General features: G+C 63.3%; 18 protein-coding genes. 6 read left to right on the forward strand and 12 right to left on the reverse strand.

Features of this window, described 5'->3' with window-relative positions; all coding sequences use genetic code 11:
- Positions 1-207 precede the first annotated feature (207 nt).
- From uvrY to KW825_RS03575, 4 genes are all read right to left on the reverse strand, one after another.
- Entirely contained in the window at positions 208-852 is a 645-nt protein-coding gene (gene uvrY, locus KW825_RS03560; protein WP_011706579.1) for a UvrY/SirA/GacA family response regulator transcription factor, read from the reverse strand.
- A gap of 247 nt (positions 853-1099) precedes the next feature.
- Positions 1100-1705, reverse strand: a complete 606-nt coding sequence (locus KW825_RS03565) for a NapC/NirT family cytochrome c (RefSeq protein WP_218328257.1) — start codon at positions 1703-1705, stop codon at positions 1100-1102.
- An 11-nt stretch (positions 1706-1716) separates the two neighbouring features.
- Positions 1717-2127, reverse strand: a complete 411-nt coding sequence (locus tag KW825_RS03570; protein WP_218328258.1) for a cytochrome c3 family protein — start codon at positions 2125-2127, stop codon at positions 1717-1719.
- 11 nt (positions 2128-2138) lie between these two features.
- A complete protein-coding gene (locus KW825_RS03575) occupies positions 2139-3755 on the reverse strand; it encodes an FAD-binding protein (protein ID WP_218328259.1) in 1617 nt (538 codons plus the stop codon).
- Positions 3756-3918: 163 nt separating this feature from the next.
- On the opposite strand from KW825_RS03575, the gene KW825_RS03580 reads away from it, so the two are divergent.
- Both KW825_RS03580 and KW825_RS03585 read left to right on the forward strand, forming a co-directional pair.
- Entirely contained in the window at positions 3919-5745 is a 1827-nt protein-coding gene (locus KW825_RS03580) for a PhnD/SsuA/transferrin family substrate-binding protein (RefSeq protein WP_218328260.1), read from the forward strand.
- On the forward strand, positions 5742-6392 hold the full coding sequence (locus KW825_RS03585) for a response regulator transcription factor (RefSeq protein WP_218291908.1): 651 nt from the start codon (positions 5742-5744) through the stop codon (positions 6390-6392). Before KW825_RS03580 ends, KW825_RS03585 begins: the two co-directional genes overlap by 4 nt.
- Before the next feature lie 58 nt (positions 6393-6450).
- Here the strand turns inward: KW825_RS03585 and kdsB are convergent, their stop codons facing one another.
- The 5 genes from kdsB to KW825_RS03610 form a co-directional block, all read right to left on the reverse strand.
- Complete coding sequence (gene kdsB, locus KW825_RS03590) at positions 6451-7212, reverse strand: 3-deoxy-manno-octulosonate cytidylyltransferase (RefSeq protein ID WP_218328261.1); 762 nt, start codon at positions 7210-7212, stop codon at positions 6451-6453.
- Entirely contained in the window at positions 7209-7397 is a 189-nt protein-coding gene (locus KW825_RS03595) for a Trm112 family protein (RefSeq protein WP_042654587.1), read from the reverse strand. Before KW825_RS03595 ends, kdsB begins: the two co-directional genes overlap by 4 nt.
- A 210-nt stretch (positions 7398-7607) precedes the next feature.
- Entirely contained in the window at positions 7608-8594 is a 987-nt protein-coding gene (gene lpxK, locus KW825_RS03600) for a tetraacyldisaccharide 4'-kinase (RefSeq protein ID WP_218328262.1), read from the reverse strand.
- Complete coding sequence (gene msbA / locus KW825_RS03605; RefSeq protein WP_218328263.1) at positions 8594-10363, reverse strand: lipid A ABC transporter ATP-binding protein/permease MsbA; 1770 nt, start codon at positions 10361-10363, stop codon at positions 8594-8596. The genes lpxK and msbA overlap by 1 nt, the downstream gene beginning before the upstream one ends.
- Before the next feature lie 196 nt (positions 10364-10559).
- The gene (locus tag KW825_RS03610) at positions 10560-12761 is read right to left on the reverse strand and encodes a DNA internalization-related competence protein ComEC/Rec2 (RefSeq protein WP_218328503.1); all 2202 of its coding nucleotides are present in this window, start codon (positions 12759-12761) and stop codon (positions 10560-10562) included.
- Positions 12762-12789: 28 nt separating this feature from the next.
- On the opposite strand from KW825_RS03610, the gene KW825_RS03615 reads away from it, so the two are divergent.
- The 3 genes from KW825_RS03615 to KW825_RS03625 all read left to right on the forward strand — a co-directional run bounded on the left by KW825_RS03615 (position 12790) and on the right by KW825_RS03625 (position 15470).
- Entirely contained in the window at positions 12790-13308 is a 519-nt protein-coding gene (locus KW825_RS03615) for a DUF2062 domain-containing protein (RefSeq protein WP_218328264.1), read from the forward strand.
- Positions 13302-13799, forward strand: coding sequence for a DUF2062 domain-containing protein (locus KW825_RS03620; protein ID WP_218328505.1), 498 nt, complete (start codon positions 13302-13304; stop codon positions 13797-13799). Before KW825_RS03615 ends, KW825_RS03620 begins: the two co-directional genes overlap by 7 nt.
- 138 nt (positions 13800-13937) lie before the next feature.
- The gene (locus KW825_RS03625; protein WP_218328265.1) at positions 13938-15470 is read left to right on the forward strand and encodes a helicase HerA-like domain-containing protein; all 1533 of its coding nucleotides are present in this window, start codon (positions 13938-13940) and stop codon (positions 15468-15470) included.
- A 149-nt stretch (positions 15471-15619) separates the two neighbouring features.
- On the opposite strand, the gene KW825_RS03630 is transcribed toward KW825_RS03625, so the two are convergent.
- The 3 genes from KW825_RS03630 to KW825_RS03640 form a co-directional block, all read right to left on the reverse strand.
- Positions 15620-16810 (reverse strand): amino acid aminotransferase, encoded by a 1191-nt coding sequence (locus tag KW825_RS03630; protein ID WP_218291913.1) that lies wholly within the window; start codon positions 16808-16810, stop codon positions 15620-15622.
- 183 nt (positions 16811-16993) lie between these two features.
- Positions 16994-17935 carry a hypothetical protein gene (locus KW825_RS03635; protein WP_218328266.1) on the reverse strand — a complete coding sequence of 314 codons (942 nt, stop codon included), beginning with the start codon at positions 17933-17935 and terminating at the stop codon, positions 16994-16996.
- 227 nt (positions 17936-18162) lie between these two features.
- A complete protein-coding gene (locus KW825_RS03640; protein WP_218328267.1) occupies positions 18163-19197 on the reverse strand; it encodes a porin in 1035 nt (344 codons plus the stop codon).
- Positions 19198-19583: 386 nt separating this feature from the next.
- Between KW825_RS03640 and dinG the strand changes: the two genes are divergently transcribed.
- Positions 19584-21656, forward strand: coding sequence for an ATP-dependent DNA helicase DinG (dinG, locus tag KW825_RS03645; protein WP_218328268.1), 2073 nt, complete (start codon positions 19584-19586; stop codon positions 21654-21656).
- Positions 21657-21663 lie beyond the last annotated feature (7 nt).

Genomic DNA, 21663 nt, shown 5'->3' on the forward strand with positions numbered 1-21663 from the left:
CAGACGTCGATATGCTGGTGTGTCACCGCGTTCAGAAACGCCTTGCGATCGAAGAGGGGCTCGGGGGAAAGGGTCATCTGCTACTCGGCTCAAAACAAAGGGGTCAAGGCTCATGAGCAGAGGATACTGCGCCCCGCCACCCGAAAGCAAAAGGCACCGGAAAGCAAGAGGCGGCCCGGGCCGCCTCTTGCGCATCAGGGTTTCCGGTTACAGGGTGTCGGCATCCAGCATGCCATAGCGAATGGCCAGATGGGTCAGCTCCACATCGCCATTGATGTTGAGCTTGCTGAACAGGCGGTAACGGTAGCTGTTGACCGTCTTCGGGCTCAGGTTCAGCTGCTCGGAGATGTCGGTCACCTTCTGCCCCTTGGTGATCATCATCATGATCTGCAGCTCGCGCTCGGAGAGAGACTTGAAGGGGTTCTCGTCGGCCGAGGCAAACTGGCTGAGGGCCATCTGCTGGGCGATCTCCGGGGAGATGTAACGCTGGCCAGAGTGCACCAGCCGGATGGCGTGGATCATCTCGTCCGGGGCCGCGCCCTTGGTCAGATAACCGGCGGCGCCCGCCTGCATCACCTTGGTGGGGAACGGGTTCTCGGAATGAATGGTCAGCACTATGATGCGCACATCGGGCCGGATCCGCAGGATCTTGCGGGTCGCCTCCAGGCCGCCGATGCCCGGCATGTTCATGTCCATCAGGATCACGTCGGGGTGGTGTTGCCGGCAGAAGGTCACGGCTGTCTCGCCGCTCTGTGCCTCGCCCACCACCTTGATCCCGCGGACATCCTCCAAAATGCGTCTTATCCCTGTACGCACCAACTCATGATCATCGACCAGGAATACATTAATCACCCATACACCCCGTTTTTTATCTCGTTATATGCCAGTTAGGGTTAACACGGCGTCTTGCATCATAACCAAACTCGATGATTTGGCAAACCATGCCCTGGAAAAGTTTAGAAGTGTTCGTGAATGCTGTTTATTATCAAATAATTATGCACATATTCAACTTTGAATCGGTACGTCGCCGCAGACCACCCCACAATGAAAAAAGCCCCGAATTTCCATCCGGGGCTTTTTAAGGCAGGGTAAACCGCTATTACTTAATCGTGCCCGCCTTGGCCGCCTCCCTGGCCCGCAGATCATGCTGGAATTGATACTCCGGCTGGGTCTCATTGAGGCGGCTGCGCAGCTCGCCGTTGTGGCCAATGGTCACGTGGCAAGAGACGCATTGGAGTTTTTCCCCTTTTTGTTGCATCTCCTGGTAATGGGCGTGCATCTGCAGTGACTTGGGGTTGGTGGCCACCGTTTTTTCCAGCAGTCCCTGGTGACAGGAGAGGCAGCCCGAATCGTAAACAAACTCCTCGCGCCTATCCCGCTTACCGAGCCAGTCGATCTTGCTGGTATCGGTCAGCGTCACCTTGTAGACGTCGTTGAGACCACTGGTCGCTTTCTTCAGCAGGTAGTTGAAGGTGTTGTCATGGGGCAGGTGACAATCGGCACATTCCGCCTTGAAGCCCACCCTGTTGCTACCCCCGTGAATATCATGCCGATAGGCCTCCACCATGGGTTTCATCTCGTGGCAGGAACCACAGAAGCGCTCGTCACCGGTCGCCTTGACCACCTCGGCCCCGATCAGGCTGATCCCCAGGGAGACCAGACCCAGGACGCACGCCAACAGTAGACCGAATTTCATTCGATTCATCAACAAGGCTCCTAGGGGGTGGGACCAAACCAGTCACGGGTATTGTCGTGGCAGGTCTGGCAGAGATTTTGGGACGGCTTGTGCTCGGCATGACACTCGTAGCAATCGAGATCCAGCTTGTCGTGCAGCGAGTTGTGCGGATTGGTGTGGTTCGCATCCATGAAACAGGTGCGATTCGCCACCTTCTGCGCGCTGCCGTGGCACGCCAGACAGTCCTCGGTCTTGAGCCGCTGGTACTGCTTGGGATCCTTCCCCTGGTGGCAGTTCTCACAGGTGAAGCCGAGCTTGCCATGATGCGGCTTGAGGCTATGGCTGGCCGCCGTGGAGACGGGCGTCATCGCCGTGACAGGAGGCTCGGCCAGGGCACCGCCGCCAAACCAGAGGCCTGCCAGCGCCATCAGGGTCAGGAATAATGGTCTCATTCCTCTGCTCCTTAAGCCCAAGGCTCTGTTTTAGCGGCATTTTCGCCGGCGATCATGCCATAGACACCGCTATCCAGGCTGCTGCAGGCGGTCAATCGGATATAACCGAAGGTACCGGCGGCGGCTTCACCGCAGACGAAGACGCCGGGGATGGGCTGTTGGCTGACCACATCCAGCGCTTCGGCCCTGGGGGTGATGAGGGCGCCACCCTGGCTGTAGTTGTAACGGGGATTGAGATACATGGCGTAATAGGGCGCCTTGCCGATGGCGATGGCACTGCCCACCACGGCTCTTGGCTTGCCAAAGGCATCCTGATCCTTGGCCATGTTGGCGTTGTATTCGGCGATGGTCGCCTCCAGCTTGTCCAGATCCATCTCGAAGCGGGCCGCCAATGCGGTCAGGGTATCGAACTTCCAGATGGTGCCCTCGGTGCCATTTTTCGCCTCCAGCGAGAGCTGGAAGCGCTGCTTGTCGTGATAACTGTCCACTCCTGTCTGGTCATAGATGAGGATCGCCTGCTGGCCGGGTTTGAGCTTGCGCCGCTCGGCCAGGATCGCCAGCCCCAGACCCTGACGGTCGTTGTTGTTGTGTTCGTTGATGAAACGCTTGCAGGTCTGCGGGTTCACCAGAATGCCCCAGTTGATGTCCTCGGTGGGGATGGCGAAGGCGAAGCGGAAGAGCGTCATGTGCACCGGCTTGAAGCCCGCCTGCATCATGCACTTGAGGGCGCCGCCGGTGGCGCCTGGACTGGCGGTAGAGACGCAATCGTGCAGCACGCCTATCTCATCGCCGCGGAACTTGCGATCCTGATTGAAGCCACCCGAGGCCATCACCAGCGCCCGCTTCACCTTGTAGCGCTTGGTGACGCCCGTGCCGTTGAAGGCGGGATCGTCGTTGCGGCCGAAGTCGGGGGTATTCAGATCGAAGAAATACTCCTCGCGCACCCGCACCCCTACCACGCGGCCGGTCGCATCCCGATAGATCTCTTCCAGCTTGACCCGCTTGCGGATCTCGATGTTGGGCAGGTGCTTGGCCATGTAGCCATGCAGGTTCTTGATGACACCGGTACCGCCCTCTTTTGGCCATACGACCCGGGCGCGGGAGTGACCGCCGAGGTTTTTAACCCCAGTGCCGTTGCCCATGCTCTTGTCATATTCGACGCCGTGCTCGGCCATGAAGTCGAAGAGCTGCAAGCTGTTTTGTGCGACGACCTTGCTGATCTCGGGATGATTGAAGCCCTTGGACTCCTTCTCCATGTCCGCATAGAGCAGCTCCCAGCTGTCATCCGTCACCCCCATCTCTTTTTGCCACCGGGAACCGACCACCGCCATGTTGAGGCCGGAGATCAGGGAGGAGCCACCGAGACGGGACATCTTGTCGGCGATGACGATCTTCATGCCGGCCCGGGTCTCGGCCGCCTTGATGGCCGCGACAGAGCCCGCGATGCCGCTGCCGACGACCAGAATGTCCATCTCCTCGTCCCAGGGCAGCTGAGTCGGGTCGATGCAGCTCTGGGCCTGACTGGCGGCCGCAGCCGCGGGCAGGGCGGCGGCGATGGACGCAAAGGCGGCTGTCTGCAGGCCCCTGGTCAAAAAATCGCGCCGGGAACGGTTGGAATTCTCTTGCATGATGCACTCTCTGCTATTGAAGGAGAAAGCCATGGTCCATAATGCGCGGTCGCCGCTCCATAGTGGCTGACCGCAGATCGGCGCCAAACTTGATCTGCATCAAGGACGCGGTGACGCCTATTGGGTCTCCTTCCCCATGTCCCCCTCCAGGAGCCACGAATTCATGGGCCGCTTCATCCTCTGTGCCTCCCTGCTCTGGTTGAGCTGGCTCGGGCCGATCCCCGCCAAGGAGTGGCAGACCAACCTCAGGCCGGTGATCCGCATCGGTGTCATCGCCTTCGATCAGCCCGACTCCGAGAAGGCCCGCTGGCAACCGACGGTGGACTACCTCAATCGACGCCTGCCGCAGTATCAGTTTCTGCTGGTGAGCGGGGACGTGCGCAGCCTCAACCAGCTCGTCGCCTCCGCCACCCTGGACTTCGTCATCAGCAATGGCCTCAAGTTTCTCGACTATCAGCGTCAGCATGATGCGGTACGCCTGCTGAGCCTCAGCCCCCTGCGGGGCTCGGCCGAGCAGGCGGTCGGTTCGACCCTCATCGGCCGCGCCGATGCGCCCACAATCGACAACTGGCAGGCGCTGCGACACAAGCGCATCGTCGCCACCAGCCCGGAGGCCTTCGGCGGATTTCAGATCATGCAGGGGCTCTGGCTCAAGGCCGGGCTTCACCCCGAGGAGGCCTTCCCCAACCTGGTCTTCGCCGGCTTGCCACAGGAGGATCTGCTGCGCCACCTGGCGGAGGGGCGCGCCGAGGTGGCGATACTGCCGACCTGCATCCTGGAGCAGGCCATCGCCCAAGGCCGTTATGACGCCAATCAATTCGTCGTCATCATGCCGCAACCCCAATCCGTGCTCCCCTGCCAGAGTTCGACCCCGCTCTATCCCACCCTGAGCCTGGCCAAGATGGCCCACGTCAACGAGGGCTTCGCCCGGGATCTGGCCAAGGTGCTGCTGGAGATCCCCACCGACTCGGCCGCCGCCCGGGCCGGCCACTATCGGCACTGGACGGTGCCGGTCAAGGATGCGGCCGTCATTGCCCTGCAGCAGCAGCTGGACGCCGCCAACGCGCAACCATTGGCGGTGCAGGTCTGGTATCAGTATCGCGGCTGGCTGCTGATCGCCCTGGGGGGGCTGCTGCTGCTGGGGGGCTATCACCTGAGGGTCAAGTACCTCATCCAGCTGCGCACCCGCCAGCTCAAGGAGAGCAACGCGCGGCTGACCCGGGCACTGACCGACAATCGCCTCGCGGCCGAACGCCTGAACCAGCAGCAGAGCCAGCTCTTCTCGGCGCAACGGGTGCTGCTGTCCGGCGAACTGGCGGCCGGGATGGCCCACGAGCTGAACCAGCCGTTGATGGCCCTCAACAACTATCTGGCGGGCTGTCGGCTGCGTCTGGCGGCGGTACCGCCGGCGCTGGCCGACGTCGAGCAAGGGCTAGACCTGGCCCTCGCCCAGGTGAACCAGGCCAAGGGGATCATCGCCCGGCTGCGCGACTTCATGCGCAAGGGCGAGGTGCAGGATCGCCTGATCTCCCTGGACGAGTTGCTGCGAGGCACCCTGCCACTCTTCCACGACCAGTTCATGCGTCAGCGCATCAGCCTGCACCTGCCACAGGGGGAACCCGTCCATCTGCGGATCGACCCTACCCTGATGCAGCAGGTGCTGGTCAATCTGCTCTGCAACGCCAGCGAGGCGGTGGCGCTCAACCCCGACACCCGACCGCCATCCATCGCCATCCGCCAGCGGATCGAGGCCAATCGGGTGACCATCAGCATTCATGACAACGGCACAGGCATGACAGAGGCGCAGCGGGCCCATCTCTTCGTGCCGTTTCACACCAGCAAGAAAGAGGGGCTGGGCCTCGGCCTTGTCATCTGCAAGCGGATAATCGAGTCCTATGGGGGCACCATTTGGGCGGAAGCGGTGCCGCAGGGGGCGGTGATCGCCTTCTCGCTACCGCTCCAGCCACTGGAAGAAGGAGAACAGGAATGAAGGATAACGTCTATCTGGTCGACGATGATCCCGCCGTGCGGGCGTCGCTGGGCTGGCTGCTGGAGGCGGTGCAGATCAGGCTGCAGAGCTACGACGGGGCCCGCAGCTTCCTGGCCGAGGCCGATCTGAGCCAGCCTGGCTGCCTGATCCTCGATCTCTGCATGCCGGGGATGAGCGGCGGTGAGCTGCAGGAGGCGCTGAACCGGCTCCCGAATACCTTTGCCATCGTCTTCCTCACCGGTGAGGCGGATGTTGCCACGACGGTCAGCCTCTTCAAGCAGGGCGCCTTCGACTTGCTGGAGAAGCCGGTGGACTCAACTGTGCTGCTGGCGGCGATCGGCCGCGCCTGCGCCCACAGCCGCGCGGCACATGAGCGTCAGCTCGCCCGCCAGGTGCTGCAGGCACGGCTCGAGCTGCTGTCGCCACGGGAGCGGGAGATCATGGAACTGGTACAGGAGGGCATGCAGAACAAGCAGATAGCGGATCGGCTCTGCATCGCCCTGCGCACCGCAGAGATCCACCGCCACAACATGATGAAGAAGATGGGTTGTACGACCCCGCTGCAGTTGGTACAGCTGCTGACGGAGGCTCAGTTTCGTTATCCGGCTCGGACAGCGATGGCTCTGGACATCCCAACCCCTGTCTGAGCGACAATAGAAAAACGGCGCCTCTTGGCGCCGTTTTTCTCGGATGGGCACTCCGACCTCAAAGGGCCAGCAGCGCACGCACCTTGTCCAGATCGCGCTGGGTATCCACCCCGACCGGGGGAGCTTCCAGCGCCTGGGCCACGTGGATCTTCTCCCCGTACCAGAGCACCCGCAGCTGCTCCAGCGCCTCGATCTGCTCGAGCTGGCTCGGCGCCCAGTCCACATAGCGCTGGATGAAACCGGCGCGATAGGCGTAGATGCCGATGTGGCGCTGATAATGTGCCCCGATCTGCTCCTGGCTCTGGGCGAAGCGATCCCTGTCCCAGGGAATGCTGGCGCGGCTGAAGTAGAGGGCGTAGCCATCCTTGTCCGTCACCACCTTGACCGCGTTGGGGTTGAACGCCTCTTCGGCATCCACGATGGGCACGGACAGGGTGGCCATGGGCGCACTCGCGCCGGCCAGATTGTCAGCCACCTGGCGGATGATGGCGGGCGGAATGAGCGGCTCATCCCCCTGCACGTTGACGATGATGGTCTCGGCGGTGAAGCCGTAGTGACGGCACACCTCGGCGAGGCGCTCGGTGCCGGACTGATGATCGGCCGAGGTCATGCACAGCTCGACGCCGGCCTGCTCTGCAAACGGCGCCAGCGCGCTGCGCACCCGCTCGTCATCGATGGCTACTATCACCCGCTCGGCACCGGATTGCAGGGCCTTTTCCACCACGTGCTGCACCATGGGCTTGCCATGGATGTCCGCCAGCGGCTTGCCCGGCAGCCGGGTAGAGGCGTAGCGGGCCGGAATGACGACGACGAAACTCATGGCTTCAGCTCTTCCAGGGGCAGATGGCGGGCCCGGTTCTCCAGCAGGACGGGGATCCCCTCCTCCAGCGGATAGGCCAGTCTGTCGAAGCGGCAGATCAGCTCGTGAGCGGCTTTATCGTAGTGCAGCTTCCCCTTGCAAACCGGGCAGGCGATGATGTCGAGCAATTTAATATCCAGTGCCAAAACGAGACTCCTTCGACAATTTCTAGCAATTTGATACCAGTATCCGGCGCCACAACGCGGCTCCTTCAACGACTTCGAGCCATTCAATATTCAGCGCCACAGCGCGGCGCCTTCAACATATCTCGATCAATTTGATATTCAGCATCCGGCGCCACAAGCAGGCGCCTTCAGCGCAGTCGTACCGGCGCGCAGGCCGGGCAATGCGATGTCTTATTCTCCCGCGTCGGGGCGAGCCGTCTTCAGGGAGTGCAACAGGCTATCGAGCAAGGAGGCCGGCAACTCGGCGCTGACCGGCAGATACCACCAGCTATCCGGCGCAAAGGCCCGACACTTGACCGCGTCTTTCTCGGTCATCAGCAGGGGACGCCGGTCAAAGCGGGCCAGCAGCGCCTCGGGATCAAACGCCTGGTGATCCGCGTAGCCCACGCTCTGCCGCAACTCGTAGCCCAGCGCGGCAAGGGTCGCGAAGAAACGGGGCGGATGGCCGATCCCCGCCAGGGCATCGATCACCGGGGGCAAGGGCTCGGTGGCGGGCGCATCATCCCGCACCCGACGCGGCGTCCCGGCCACCAGCTGCATGGCGTATTCGCCCCTGGCGGGGGTACCGCCGTTGCAGATGATGGCATCGACCCGCTTCAGGCGGGTCATGGGTTCGCGCAGCGGCCCCATGGGCAGCAGGCAGCCATTGCCGAAGCGGCGCACGCCGTCCACCACCACCAGCTCTAGGTCACGGGCCAGGGCATAGTGCTGCAGGCCGTCGTCGGTGATGATGATGTCCACCTCACCGCTCTGCTCCAGCAGGCGCACCGCATCGCTGCGCTTGGGGGCCACCACCACCGGGCAGCCACAACGCCTGGCGATGAGCACGGGCTCGTCCCCCGCCTCGATCGTGGTGCTGGCGGCGCCCAGCCGATAAGGATAATGGGGGGCCTTGCCGCCGTAACCACGGCTGACCACCCCGGGGCGCAGGCCACGGGCCTGCAGCTGCTCTACCAGCCAGACCACCACCGGGGTCTTGCCGTTGCCCCCCACCGAGAGATTGCCCACGACGATCACCGGCAGGCTGGCCCGATAGCTTTTGAGCCAACCGCGCCGATAGGCGACACGACGCGCGCCGCTGATGATGGCAAACAGCAGGGCTAAGGGGGCCAGCAGCCAGCGCCAGCCGCTTCGCCCGTACCAGAGCCGATCCAGCATTATCCCTTGTTACCCACAGAAACGTTACCGAACTGGATGGCGCGCAGCTGGGCATAGGTACCCTGCTGGGCCATCAGGGCGGCATGGTTGCCACGCTCGACGATATGGCCCTCGTCGATCACCAGGATCTCGTCCGCCTTCTCGATGGTGGAGAGGCGGTGGGCGATGACCAGCGAGGTGCGCGCCTTGCACAGCTCATCGATGGCCGCCTGGATGTGACGCTCGGACTCGGTATCCAGCGCCGAGGTCGCCTCGTCGAGCAACAGCACTGGGGCATCGCGCAGCAGGGCGCGGGCGATGGCGATACGCTGACGCTGGCCGCCGGAGAGCGAGGCCCCGTTCTCGCCGACCACGGTGTCATAGCCTTGGGGCATCTTGCTGACGAACTCGTCGGCATGGGCGATGCGGGCCGCCTGCTGGATCTCTTCCCGGCTGTAGCGATCCTCCGCCGCATAGGCGATGTTGTTGGCCACCGAATCGTTGAACAGATGCACATGCTGGGAGACCAGGGCGTACTGCTTGCGCAGCTCGCTCAGGCGATATTCGCGGATGTTGACGCCGTCCAGCAGGATCTCGCCCTGCTCGATGTCGTAGAAGCGGGTCAGCAGGCTGGCGATGGTGCTCTTGCCTGAGCCGGAGCGACCCACCAGGGCCACTGACTTGCCCGCCTCCACCTTGAAGCTGATGTTGTGCAGCGCCGGGGTGTCTTTGGTCGGGTAGGTGAAGGTGACGTTGCGGAACTCGATCTCGCCACGGGCCCGCTCCAGGGTGCGGGTGCCGGTGTCCTCTTCCGGGGTGGAGTCGAGCAGGCCGAACAGGCTCTGGCAGGCGGTGATGCCGCGCTGGAACTGGTTGTTCACGTCGGTCAGGCTCTTGAGCGGCTTGAGCAGCATCATCATGGAGGTGACCATGACGGTGAAGGTACCCGCGGTCAGGGTCGCCTTGACGCTGTCGATGGTCGCCACGTAGAGGAACACCGCCAGGGCGACCGAGGCCACCATCTGCACTATGGGGCTGCCGATGGCATCCGCCGCCACCATCTTCATGGTCTGCTGACGCATCCGGTTGCTGACCTGGAAGAAGCGCTTGTCTTCCACCTGCTGGCCACCGAACATCAGCACCTCTTTATGACCCTTGAGCATCTGCTCGGTCGAGGTGGTGATGTCACCCACCGCCTGCTGGATGTGGCGGCTGATCTTGCGAAAACGGCGGCTGATGAGGCCAATCAGCACCCCCACTACCGGGCCGACCACCAGGAAGATCACCGACAGCTGCCAGGAGTGCCAGAACATCAGGCCGAGCAGACCGACCACGGTCGCCCCTTCCCGCACCAGCGAGACCAGAGTCGAGCTGGCGGCGGAGGAGACCTGACCGGCGTCGTAGGTCACCTTGGAGAGCAGGTTGCCGGTGTTCTGGCGATCGAAGAAACTCATGGGCATGGCCATCAGGTGGCTGAACACCTGCTGCTGCAGCCGCATCACCACATGGTTGCCGACCCAGGCCATGCAGTAGTTGGAGAGGAAGGCGGCGCAGCCACGCAGGGCCACGATGCCGAGCACGAAGAAGGGCATCCATTTCAGCACTGTGCTGTCGTTGCCGTTCAGCCCCTGATCGATCAGCGGCTTGATGGAATAGACGAAGGTGGTATCCACGGCCGCATAGCCCAGCATGCCGATGATGCCGCCAACCAGTCCCAGCTTGCGATCCCGGACATAACCGAGCAGGCGCTTGAAGACGGGCCAGCTCTCTTGTGAGGTTTCTTGTTGCATGAAAAGCCGTTAATAAGGGAAATGACGGGCTATTCTAGCCAAAGCTTGGGTTTCCACCAAGCGTTGCCATCTCCCTCGCCCCCGCCTCAAAGGGAAATGACGGATTATTGCTCAAGCCAAAGCCAGTCATCCTTCCGGCACCTGACGCCACCGGCTCAAAACTGAGCCATCTGGGTGAAGAGAAGGGAGCGACGGCTTATTCCTCCGGCCAAAGCCTCGGCCGCCACCAGGCGCCCCCACGCCGATACCAGGGCCCCTGCTCACGCTCGGCCCGGATCTCGAGCCCGGCGTCGCCCGCCTCGATCAAAATGGCCCCGTCCTGGCCGGTCACCCACTGCCTGGCGCGCGCATATCGCGCCACCACCTCGGGGCGGGGAAACTGCCACTGGTTCAGATAGCCCGCGCTGTGGACGACCAGATCCGGCTGCACCGCCGCCACGAAGCCCGGGGTCGAGGAGGTGCGGCTGCCATGGTGTGGGCTCACCAACAGGGTGCTGGCGAGCCCCTCCCCCTCCAGCGCCAACAAACGGCGCTCCGCCTCCTTCTCTATATCGGCGGCGAGCAAGATGCTGTGCTGGCCGTCACTTATCTGCAGCACGCAGCCGTCGTTGTTGTGGCCGGCCCCCGGCCGCTCGGGCCAGAGCACCCTGAACGCCAGCCCCTGCCAGCGCCACTGCTGACCGCGCCGGCAGAGCTCGGTTGACCGATCGAACTGGAACGAGGAGAGCTCGCGGCGTACCGGCAGGGCCTGCAGTATGGCGCGTCGGTTGCCCGCATGGTCCCTGTCCTTGTGGCTGATGATGAGCGCATCCAGCACCCGCACCCCGAGCCGATCGAGCTGCGGCAAGATGACCGCATCGGCCATGTTGTAGCCGCCGGGATAGCGATCCCCTGTGTCATAGAGAATGCCCCGCTCCCCGCGGGTGATGAGCACGGACAGGCCCTGCCCCACGTCCAGCACCCGCAGTTGCCAGGGGGTGGGGGCGGGCCAGGCCGCCAGCAGCAGGGCCGCCCCCACCGGGAGCAGCAAGGCGCGGCCACCCGGCCACTGCCAGCCCCCCCACAGCAGGAGCAACAGAACGCTGGCGGGCATCAACCAGCCGGGCACCGGCCACCAGAGCTGCAGATGGTCGGCCAGCAGGCCGAGCCCCCACAGCACCCCCTCCAGCCCCAGATTGGCCAGCCAGAACAGGCCGTGGGCCAGCGTGGTGGAGAGCGGCGCCAGCAGCACGCCGATCAGCGCGAGAGGGATGATCCCGACGCAGAACAGCGGTAGCGCCAGCAGATTGAGCAGCAGGGCCAGCGGCGCCATGCCCTCGAACAGCAGCAACTGCAGGGGCAGCAGGCCGAGCAGCAGCAGGCTCTGCAGGCGCACCAGGCCGGGGCGATCATCCAGCAGGCTGGCCAGCAGCAACAGCGCCACCGCCAGGAAGGAGAGCCAGAATCCGGCCGAATAGAGGGCGAGCGGATCCCACAGCGCGATCACCACGAAGGCCCACAACCAGATGCGATGAGGGGGCCAGTCCCGCTTCACCCAGCGCAGCAGGCTCCACACCCCCACCATGATGAGCGCCCGCTCGGTCGCCACCGCGAATCCCGCCAGGGCGCTGTAAGTGGCGGCGAACAGCAGGGAGACAATAATGGCACCGCGCAACCCGAGCAGGCGGCCCAGCCACCAGCCGAGTACGGCCACCAGGGCGATATGCTGGCCCGAGATGGCGATGATGTGGGTCAGGCCGCTGCCGCGAAACAGCGTCCACTGCTCATCCGTGATGCCCTCCTGCTCGCCGAAGGTGAGCGCCGCCAGCAAGGGAGCCTGACTCAGGCCCCGCCAGCCGGCGTCAGCCTCGGCCAACCAGCGCTCGCGCCAGCCCGGGGTCGCGGCCTCTATCGCAATGATCCTGCGCAGATTGCCGGTCGCCGTGATCCCCTTGCCGAGCAGCAGTCGCCGCCCGTCCAGCCCCGCCTCGTTGGCGAGCCCGTGGGCGGGCTTGAGGGAGCTCACCAGGGTGATGAGGCTGCCGGCCGTCATGGGCGGCAGCGCCTGGTAGGCGTTGAGGCGAACGAGGGGTTCCGGGCTGAGGGGCCTGTCGTCCAGGGTCGAGACCCGCAGCAGCAGGCGGACAAATTTATCACCCTGAGACTCCGTACTTTGCACCCGTGCGGTTATGATGTGGCTGGTCTGCACCTCCAGCCGATCCAGCCAGGCCAACCGATACTGCAAGTTGCACTGCATCCAGAGCATGCCAAGCAATAGAAACAGCAGCCGCCAATGACGGCCATAGGCGAGCGGGATGGCGAGGGCCAGCAGCACGCCTCCCCATGCCATCGAGGGTAACCAGGGCCAAAGCAGTGAGGAGCTTGCCCCCAGGGCAAACGACAACAGACGCAGATCCATGGAGCAAGTATTTAGCAAGGTTTCAATCATGCCCAAACGACTCATAAAACGCTGGCTGCCCGACCAGGAGAAGCTCAAGGAACACAAGCACTTGCGGCTGTTCGGCAAGCTGCTGCTCGATGCCAACCTCTGGCACCTCAATCGCCGCTCCGCCGCGGGCGCCTTCGCGGTCGGCCTGTTCATGGCCTGGATCCCCCTCCCCTGCCAGATGCTGCTGGCGGCGGGGGGCGCCATCGCCTGCCGGGTCAACCTGCCGCTCTCGGTGGCGCTGGTCTGGCTCTCCAACCCCTTCACCATGCCGCCGCTGTTTTACGGCGCCTATCTGGTCGGCTGCCAGTTGCTGGGCCAGCCCTCCCAGCACATCGACATCGAGTTCACCTGGCCGTGGCTGGTCTCGGTGTTTGAGACCCTGGCCCCGCCCCTGCTGCTGGGCTCCCTGGTGCTGGCCGTCCTGAGCTCGCTGATTGGCTACGCCTGCATCCGCACCTTCTGGCGCATCAACACGGTGCGGCAATGGCAGCGGCGCAAGGTGGCCAGGGCATGCTGAGTGGCTGGCCCGCCCGCCTCAAGCTGAACCCGGAGAGCCTGCGCCGGCAGAAGTGGTTTGCCCTGTTCGGGGAGCGGCTGTTTGCCCCGGCCCTGTGGCAAAGCGGCCGGCGGGCGCTGGGTGGCGCCATGGCGGCCGGGATCTTCGCCTGCTGGATCCCGGTGCCCATGCACTCGCTCATCGCGGTTGCCCTGGTGGTCGCCTTTGGCTTCAACCTGCTGCTGGCCCTGCTGGCCGTCTGGTTCAACAACCCGCTGACCCTGCCTTTCATGTATCTGTGGGCCTATCGCACCGGTTGCCTGGTATTGCAGCAGACACCTGAGCCCTTCCATCTCAACTGGTCCCTGCACTGGCTGGAGCACGAGGCGGCCACCCTGATGCCCCCCTTCCTGCTCGGCAGCCTGCTGCTGGCGGTGCTGACCTCCCTCGCCGGCGGCCTGCTCACCCTACTGCTGCTCACCCTGACCAGACGCGGCAAGCACCCCCGCTAAGCCATTGACTCGGCACGGGATGACGAGGCGCTGACACAAGCCTGACTGCCCCCTCGCCTTGCCATCAACTGGCTCTGCCACCACACTCCTATCAGCCTGATTTCTCTTTGCACGACAAACCGAGATAAGGAGTCCCCCATGGCCGAACCACTGACCCTCGCCTATGCCAATGGCCGTCCCATCTGCCTGCTACCGGCCCTGGCCAATCGCCACGGTCTCATCACCGGCGCCACCGGGACCGGCAAGACGGTGACCCTGCAGGTGATGGCGGAGGGATTCTCCCGGTTGGGGGTGCCCGTGTTCCTGGCGGATGTGAAGGGCGATCTCGCGGGTCTGGGGGCCGCAGGCACCCCGTCCACCAAACTGGATGCCCGCCTGGCCCAACTCGGCATCCCGGCCCCCGCCTTCGCCCCCAGCCCGGTGCTGTGCTGGGATCTGTTCGCCGAGCAGGGACACCCGGTGCGGGCCACCGTCTCCGACATGGGGCCCCTGCTGCTGGCCCGCCTGCTCGGCCTCAATGACACCCAGAGCGGCGTGCTGGAGCTGGTGTTCAGGGTGGCGGACGACGAGGGCCTGCTGCTGCTCGATCTGAAAGACTTGCGCGCCATGGTGCAGTTCGTTGGGGAGAACGCCAAGTTCCTCACCACCCGCTACGGCAACGTCTCCACCGCCTCAGTGGGCGCCATACTGCGCAATCTGCTCACCCTGGAGAGTGCCGGAGGGGATCACTTCTTCGGCGAGCCCATGCTGGATATCCAGGATCTGCTGCAGACAGACGCGGCCGGTCACGGCCATCTCAATGTGCTGGCGGCGGCCAGGCTGACCCAGTCCAGCCGGCTCTATGCCTGCTTCCTGCTCTGGCTGCTGTCCGAGCTGTTCGAACAACTGCCCGAGGTGGGCGATCCGGACAAACCCGTGCTGGTGTTCTTCTTCGATGAGGCGCACCTGCTGTTCAACGACGCGCCCAAGGCGCTGCTGGAGAAGATCGAGCTGGTGGTGCGGCTCATCCGCTCCAAGGGGGTCGGCGTCTACTTCGTGACCCAGAGTCCGGCCGATATCCCGGACAGCGTGCTGGGGCAGCTTGGCAACCGGGTGCAGCATGCCCTGCGCGCCTTCACCCCGAGCGATCAGAAGGCGGTGCGGATCGCCGCCAACACCCTGCGGGCCAACCCGGCGTTCGATGCGGCCGGGATCATCACCGAGCTCGGCGTGGGCGAGGCCCTGGTCTCCCTGCTCGATGAGAAGGGGCGTCCCAGCGTGGTGGAGCGCGCCTTCATTGCGCCCCCCGCCAGCCGCATAGGCCCGCTCAATGAGGCCGAGCGCCAGGCCCTGATCCGGGGCTCCCTGCTCTACGGCCGCTATGAGGTCAGGGAGGATCGCGACTCCGCCTTCGAGCGCCTCAACGGTCAGGCAGAAACCAAAGACCAGGGCGTGGCGCGGGAGAAGCCGACGCTGGCCCCGGCCCAGGCTGGTGCCCCCGCCGAGGGGGGACTGCTCGATGCCCTGAGCGACATGCTGTTTGGCCGCACCGGCCCCCGCGGTGGCCAGCACGATGGGGTGGTGCAGACCGCCGCCAAGAGCGTGGCCCGCACCCTGGGCAACGAGGTGGGACGTCAGCTAGTGCGCGGCGTGCTGGGCTCCCTGCTGGGGGGCAACAAGCGCCGCCGCTAAGTCAACGCAGCCGATTCAAGATGAAAAAAGCCCGCCGGATATGGCGGGCTTTTTATCGACTCAATACCGTCAGTCCAGAGGACTCTAGCACCTTGGCGATGGCATCACAGAGCGGATCTATATCGACACGGGGATCGATGCTCCGTTGCTTACAGCACCTTGGCGATGGCGTCACACAACGGATCTATGTTGGCGCGGGTGATCCCGGCCACGCTGATCCGGCCGGAGCCGACGATGTAGATGGCAAACTCGCTCTTGAGGCGCTCGACCTGATCCTTGGAGAGGCCGGAGAAGGAGAACATGCCGTTCTGCTCGCGGATGAAGCCGAAGTCCTGGCTCACCCCGAGGGCCGCCAGCTTCTCCACCAGCAGCTCGCGCATCTCGCGGATCCGCACCCGCATGGCGGTCACTTCCTCCACCCACTCGGCATAGAGCGCCGGATCGCTGACGATGGCGGTCACCACGGCGGCGCCGTGTGACGGCGGGTTGGAGTAGTTGGCACGGATGACGGTCTTCACCTGGGTGAAGGCCACATCGGCCACAGCCTTGCTCGCGCTGACCAGGGTGAAGGCCCCGACCCGCTCGTTGTAGAGGCCGAAGTTCTTGGAGAAGGAGCTCGCCACCAGCAGCTCGTCGTGACACTCGGCGAAGATGCGCAGACCCTCGGCATCTTCCTCTATGCCGCGGGCAAAGCCCTGATAGGCAAAGTCAAACAGCGGCAGCCAGCCGGCGGCCGCGCTCTGCTTGGCCAGGGCACGCCACTGCTCGGTGGTGGGGTCAATGCCGGTCGGGTTGTGGCAGCAGCCGTGCAGCAGCACCAGCTCGCCGGGTTGCACCTCGGCAAGGGAGGCCTGCATGGCGGCAAAATCGAGCCCCTTGGTCGCCGCATCGTAGTACTTGTACCACTTCACGGTCAGACCAGCGGCCTGGAACACGCTGACGTGGTTGGCCCAGGTGGGATCCGAGATCCAGATGGTGTTGGCCAGGCCGTTGCGCACCACGAACTCGGCGGCGATGCGCAGAGCACCGGTGCCACCCGGCGCCTGTGCCGTCTTGGCACGGCCGCTGGCCATCAGGGCCGAGTCCTGCCCGAACAGCAGCTGCTGCACGATGCGGGCATATTCGATGTTGCCCTCGATACCGAGATAATTCTTGGTCTTCTCATCACTGAGCAGCTTCTGCTCGGCTTTCTTGACGCAGTGCAGAATGGGGGTGGCACCGGATTCATCCTTGTAGATCCCCACACCCAGGTTGATCTTGTGGCTGCGAGAGTCGGCACGGAAGGCTTCGGTCAGGCCCAGGATCGGATCCGCTGGGGCGGCAACAACCTTTTCAAACATGGTAGTCCCTGTATTCCATTGAATGTGTTGGGTGGCAGGCGCTTTTTTAAAACAGTGGCAAACAAAAAGCGGCACACAAAAGGTGGCGGACAGAAGCGCTCGTCTGGCAAGTGCTTCGTCAACTCTTTATACCATCGCGCTCAATGAGGGAAAACAGCTTTCTCAACGGCATCTGCGGCAATATCAGCCGATGGCATACCACTCCGGCGCCAGCGCGCACACCTCGGCCGACAAGCCACCATTTGACTCAATCAAATCGCTACAAATCGCTAACAATGGCCGAGGGATCCGGCTCGGCTCCCAGGGACGAGAACCGATCGGCGCGCTGGCATAGGCCGCCTTGATGGGCGCCAGCTCCCGTGGCAACCACCAGCTGGCCGGACGGCCGAGCCGCTGGGCCAGTACCTGGACCCGATCCACCCCGGCCGGATCGAGTGCGGTGAGATGGCTCCAGAGGATATGGGGTGGCAGGGCCGCGATCAGAGGTTGCAGGGCGCCAGGATCCTCGAGGGGGATCCAGACCAGCAGCGCGTCCGGGGGCAAGGCCAACTCGGCAAAGGCGCCGACGGAGTCGGTGCTGATCAGCCGCAGGATATCGCCCTCCCCCCACAGGATCTTGCCAAGCCCCGCCAGGGTGCGGGCGGGCAGGGCCACCTCCCCCAGCGTCCGCAGCCAGGGAGCCGCATCCAGCAGGGTGCCGTCGCTGAAAAACAGACTGAAGGGCCGAGACGAACGCAGCCGGAGCGGCTGATCGCCACACAAGCGGATGCCCTTGTCTTCGAAGTTGATCTGCTCGACCGGGCTGAAGCTCGCCTCCCCCTTGCGATAGAGCGCCGCCAGCACCCGCTCGTTGACCCGCTCACCCAGCTGCCAACCCTGGCCGTGCAGCCACTCCTCGGGCTCGGGCGGCGCGCTGGCCAGCTCGGCCAGCATCAATTCCCGGGTGAGATAGCGGCGACCGGCCGGGGTCAGCTCATAGTGGTGGTTGCCGAGGGCGAGCAGCAGCTGGTTGTCCTTGAGCATGCCGATGAGGGGTTGCCACTGGCGACCGCGGATCACCAGGGGGCTGTCGGTCAGCAGCTGGCGGGCCAACGCCCGCCACTCGGGGTGACTGAAATCGATCAAACGCATCCTTCCCTGTCGGCCGACCTTACTTCAACGAATTGAATAATCTAGCGATTTACGCCAAGAGCGCCAAGGGCAAAAAAGAGACAACGTGAGCTGGCGCAAGGGAGAATAGGGAAAAGAGGGTTGCCAGGGCGGCTGACGAGAGGACAGATGGGAGGAACAGACAAAACAAAACGGCCAAGCAAGCTTGGCCGTTTATCCACTAACTCAGTACCAGGACTGGATTAGAAGTTGTATTGCAGGGCAACAGTGAACTCGTCGTCCAGGTCGTCGATACCCTGGATTTTGTATTCAGTGTAAGCCTTCAGCTTGGAAGTGAAGTTGTACTGCACGCCCAGCAGGGTTTCGTCAACTTGGTCTTCGTAGGAAGAACCAGCCAGCTTGTCCTTGCCTTCTTTGTAGTTGTAACCGGCCAGGAAGGTCCAGGCGTCAACGTTGTAGGAGGCAGCCAGCTCGTAACCGTGGCCTTTGCCGCCGTTACCGTTGGTGTCATTGCTGATCTCGCCTTCGGTGTAGACACCGGCGAAGTAGAAGCCGTTGATGGCGTAGTGTGCGCCAACAGCCCACTCTTCCTTGTCACCGGAATCACCGTTGAGCTTGTTCTCCAGGTCGGAGTAAGCATAACCGGCGTTCAGGCCCAGACCGAAGTCGAAGTCATAACCGGCAGCAACTGCATAGCCGTAGTTACGCTTCAGGTTGGGGAACACGTCGGTGACGGTTTGACCACCTACGTCAGAGACGATGACAGCGGTGTCGTCGTTGGTCTGATAGGACAGCTTGCCCTTGAAGCCCTGGTAGCTGTTGGAGTAGATGATCTGGCCTTCTTGACGACCGTCGTAGTAGTTACCTACGTCACCCCATTCGTTGAAGATATCGGTCGGCTCCAGCACGTCGTAGAACGCGGTGTCGGTCTGGCCGAAGATGATCTTGCCGTACTGGGTACCATCGAAACCGACATAAACGTGACGAGCCTTGAAGGTGTCGCTGTCAGAATCGTTGTTGTTGGAGTTCTCGGAAGCGACCTGCCACTCGGTCTTGGCGATGCCAGACCAGGTGTTATTCAGGGCAACTTTGCCGGACCAACCCAGACGGGAGGTACCGATCAGCTCTGCATCAGCATCGTTGTGGTCGGTGTAGTAGTTAGCCTGAACACGGCCATAGATATCAAAAGAAGTACCGTCTTTGTCATAAACTACTGCGGCGTTAGCGGCAGATGCGAACAGAGCCGGGATAGCGATAGCCAGAATTGTCTTTTTCATAGTTGTTTCCAATGCCTACTGTAATTAAACACTAAGTCCTTGTTATTCCCTGTGTTAGCGATGTTCTTTGCATCACTATGCCGCCGAGACTATCACTGGGTTTTCCGATCCGCAACGAAAAAACTTGGAACTTTTCGGCAAATGCATAGTCAAAACGAAAATTTTGTGAGCTGAATCTCACATTGTTTGCTCCGCCAGGGAAAACGTTTACAGCGATAGTCACTGCTTTTCTCGCCCAATTTTGGGGATTTATTGCACCGCCACGAGCCCCCAGACTATAAACGCCGAGTCCGGGCGGCATAGCCTGATCTCTCCTTGCCTCGACCCCACCAGCCTGTTGCGGGTATCCTGTCTTCCATCCCCTTCGACACGGTCACCGCTCATTCATGCTATCTACCCGCCTCAAAGCCGCCATTCGCAATACCTATCGACAGATTGCCGATGGCTTACCCGGTTTTGTGCCGCGCAAGGAGCAGAATTTTCTGGTGGCCGAGATCGCCAAAACCCTGACCGGCGAATATGACAGGGCTCGTCGTATCCTGGTAGCCGAGGCGGGCACCGGCATCGGCAAATCCCTCTCCTATGCCCAGGGCGCCATCCCGGTGGCGCGCCTCACCCAGAAGAAGCTGATCATCTCCACCGCCACCGTCGCCCTGCAAGAGCAGCTGATCCACAAGGATCTGCCGTTCTATCACCGTCACAGCGAGCTGCCGTTTCGCTTCATGCTGGTCAAGGGGCGTCAGCGTTACTGCTGCGAGCACCTGCTGGAGCAGGCCGCCCAGGGCGCGGAGATGGCCAACTTCGAATTCGATTTCGGCGCCCTGAGCAAACACAAGCCAACGGACGCCGACAAGGCGCGCTATCAGGCGCTGTGGCAGGCCTATACCGACGGCAAGTGGGACGGGGACAGAGACAACTGGGCGCAACCCATTCCGGACCTGTGCTGGGAGCGGATCGCCGCCGATCGCCACAGCTGCAACAAGGCGCTGAGCCACCACCAGCACTGCCCCTTCCATCGCGCCCGCAACGACATGGACGCCGCCGATGTGCTGGTGGTCAACCATGCCCTGCTGCTGTCGGATCTCACCATGGGGGGTGGCATCATCCTGCCGCCACCGGACGAATGCATCTACGTGCTGGATGAGGCCCATCACCTGCCGACCATAGCGCGGGATCACGGCGCCGCCTCCGCCAGCGTGAAGGGCTCGCGCCGCTGGCTGGAGAAGCTGGCGCAGAGCGCGGGCAAGCTGGCCCGGGCCCTCAACAAGGAGAGCCTGCTCGATCCCCAGCTGAAACTGCAGGATGCGCTGGCCTCCCTGCAACCCGATCTCAAGGCGCTGGAGCAGTGGCTCGCCGGCAACGAGCAGCTGTTTGGCAGCGAGCAGCACCACAGATTTGCCGACGGCGTGCTGCCCGACCCCCTGCCCATGCTGGCGGAGAACCTGAAGGAGGCGAGCAAGAAGGCGCTGCGGGCGCTGGATCGGATGCAGGGCGCCATCGGCGAGGCGCTCAAGGATGGCGAAATCCGCCGCAAGGAGGCCGAGCCCCTGCTGGCGGAGAGCGGTTTTCACCTGCAGCGGCTGGAGAGCTTCTGCGCCCTGTGGGAGATGCTGGGGCGCCACGTGCCGACCGGCAAGACCCCGCTGGCCCGCTGGATGGCCAAGAGCGACGATGGCGACATCTGGCTGCACGCCTCCCCCATCGAGGTGGGCTACCTGCTGGAGGAGTGGCTCTGGTCCCGTTGCATCGGCGCCGTGCTGGTGTCGGCCACCCTCACCGCCCTCTCCTCCTTCAGCTATTTCCGCCATCAGGTGGGACTGAAGGAGCACGATGGCACCCGTTATCTGCGCCTGCGCTCCCCTTTCGATTACCACAAGGCGGAGCTCTACCTGCCCAAGATGGCCCATGAGCCCAGTGCCCCCGCCTTTACCCAGGAGCTGATCGATACCCTGCCCCGCCTGCTGGCGGGCAAGGAGGCGAGTCTGGTGCTGTTCTCCTCCTACCGGCAGATGAACGAGGTGGCGCTGGGGCTGCGGGCAAAAGGGCTGTCGCTGCTGGTGCAGGGCGAGGCCTCCCGCAACGCCCTGCTCAGCCTGCACAAGCAAAAATGCGACGGCGGCCAGGCTAGCATACTGTTCGGCACCGGCAGCTTCTCCGAGGGGCTGGACTTGCCCGGTCACTACCTCACCAACCTGGTGATCACCAAGCTGCCCTTCGCCGTGCCCAACTCCCCGGTGGAGGAGGCGACCGCCGAGTGGGTCGAGAAACGCGGCGGCAACCCCTTCCTGCAGCTGACGGTGCCAGAAGCATCCCGCAAACTCATTCAGGCCTGTGGTCGCCTGATCCGCAAGGAAGCCGATCGGGGCCGAGTGACCATTCTCGATCGGCGCCTTCTGACCAAGCGCTACGGCAAGGGCCTGCTCGATGCGCTTCCCCCCTTCACCCGCCGCATCGAGTAACAGGTAC

The organism is Aeromonas sp. sif2433, assembly GCF_019218705.1.
Classification (GTDB): Bacteria; Pseudomonadota; Gammaproteobacteria; order Enterobacterales; family Aeromonadaceae; genus Aeromonas; species Aeromonas encheleia.